Here is a 1839-nt window from a genome sequence, read left to right on the forward strand (position 1 = left end):
GGCGCGCGGGGATGCGTGCTGTCCTGGAGACAGCGGCAGGAGTACACGCCGATGCGCCACAGCCGGACTTCCCCCCTCGCTCCCGCCCGGCCGGCCGCGCCGACCGGGGCGGGCGGAGGCCTGCTGCCGGTCCGGGAACTCGCGGCCGCCTGGGCCCTGGTCGTCCTGATCGCGGTGCCCGCCTGGGTGCTCACCGTCGGGCAGGCCCGGGACATGGGCGTCGGGCCCGGCACGATGGGGACGGCGCTGCCGCTGTTCCTCCTGCTGTGGGTGACGATGACGGCGGCCATGATGCTGCCGTCCATGGCACCGGTGGCCCTCACCTGGGTGCGGGGGATCGGCCGGCGCTCCTCCGGCCGGGCGCGGGCCGCGCGCACCGCCGGGTTCGTGGGCGGTTACCTCCTCGTGTGGACCGCCTTCGGGGTCCTCGCCTACGCGGCCCTGGCCCTCACCGGTGACCTGGTGGACGGCCGTCCGGCCGCGGGGCGCTGGATCGGTGCGGTGGCGTTCCTGCTCGCGGGCCTGTACCAGCTCGGCCCCCTCAAGAACGTCTGTCTGCGGCACTGCCGCGACCCCATGGGCCAGCTCGTGCGGTACGCCGCGTTCCGCCGGCCGGCCCGTGACCTGCGGGTGGGCGTCCACCACGGCGCCTACTGCGTCGGCTGCTGTGCGGGACTGATGGCCGTCCTGATCCCGCTCGGCGTGATGAACGTGGCGGCGATGGCGGGACTGGCCGCGGTGGTCTTCGTGGAGAAGCTGTGGTCCCGCGGTCCGCTGCTCGCCCGGTTCGTGGGCGTGGCGTTCCTCGTCCTGGCCGCACTCGCACCGTTCCAGGACCGGCTGCTGCCCGGCCTGACCCCGATGCCCGGCATGTGAGCGGGCCGCCCCGGTCCTTCGCTCCGGATCGCCCCGGCTGTCACTCCGGGCCGCCCCGGCCCTCACTCCGGCCCGCCCCGGTCCTTCACTCCGGCCCGCTCCAGTCGAACCGGAAGTGCTTGCTCGACTTCCCCGAGCGTTCCCAGGAGAAGCCGAAAGCGTCGGCGCGGTCGGTGGTGGCCCGGCCCCAGGTGGCCACCTGGCCCGGCCCGACCTCGGCGCCGGGCGCGTTGTGCACCTGGACCCGTGCGCCGTCCGGTGTCGTCGGGCCGGTGAGCGCCTCGGCCTCGGCCGTGACCCGGCCGGGGACCTCCGCCCGCCACGTCGCGAGGTCCTCGTCGATCTCCACGTGGACGGGGGCGACGTCCGTACCGCGCATCTCGGGGTGGAACATCTCCCCGAACTGCGCGGGCCATCCGCCCGCCTCACCGCCGAAGACGGCCCCGAGCGCGGCGCGCTGCCGCTCGTCGGCCCGTTCGTCGAGGAAGACCGCGGCGTACGGGTCGGTGTGCGTGCCGGCCCAGGGGTTGCCGGTGAAGGAGCCGAGCATCAGGACGTTGAGACCGTCGAGCCGCACGTCACCGAAGCTGCCTTCCCGGATGTGCCAGACCAGTACGCCTTCGCAGTCGCCGTAGGTCGGGGGCTGGGCGAACGTACAGGGACACGGTACGGCGCACTTGCACACGTCGAACCAGTCGCCGGCCAGGTGCCAGCGCGTGCCGGTGGTGGCCTGCTCTGTCATCTCGCTTCCCTCCTGCCGGGCCCTCGGGGGCCCACTCGGAGCGGCGAGACCGCGTGTCCCGAGCCCGCACCCGGGATGACGAGGCGGCCTCCCCTCCAGCTTGCACCTCACCGCCCGGCGGGGGAACCCCGCCCGTGGTGCCCCCCGCCTCGCCGGACGACGTCACGGCCGGCCCGGCCCTGCGCGGGCCTTCGCGGGTGTTCGCGGCCCTTCGGCGCCGG

The 1839-nt window shown here is 75.0% G+C and carries 2 protein-coding genes; one reads left to right on the forward strand and one right to left on the reverse strand.

Annotated features, from left to right (window positions below):
* Positions 1-51: 51 nt before the first annotated feature.
* Entirely contained in the window at positions 52-876 is an 825-nt protein-coding gene (locus B7767_RS07555) for a DUF2182 domain-containing protein (protein WP_085571479.1), read from the forward strand.
* 85 nt (positions 877-961) lie between these two features.
* On the opposite strand, the gene B7767_RS07560 is transcribed toward B7767_RS07555, so the two are convergent.
* Positions 962-1618 (reverse strand): DUF1326 domain-containing protein, encoded by a 657-nt coding sequence (locus B7767_RS07560; RefSeq protein WP_085571480.1) that lies wholly within the window; start codon positions 1616-1618, stop codon positions 962-964.
* Between the last annotated feature and the right edge of the window lie 221 nt (positions 1619-1839).

This window comes from Streptomyces sp. 13-12-16 (assembly GCF_002114215.1).
In the GTDB taxonomy this organism is placed as follows: domain Bacteria; phylum Actinomycetota; class Actinomycetes; order Streptomycetales; family Streptomycetaceae; genus Streptomyces.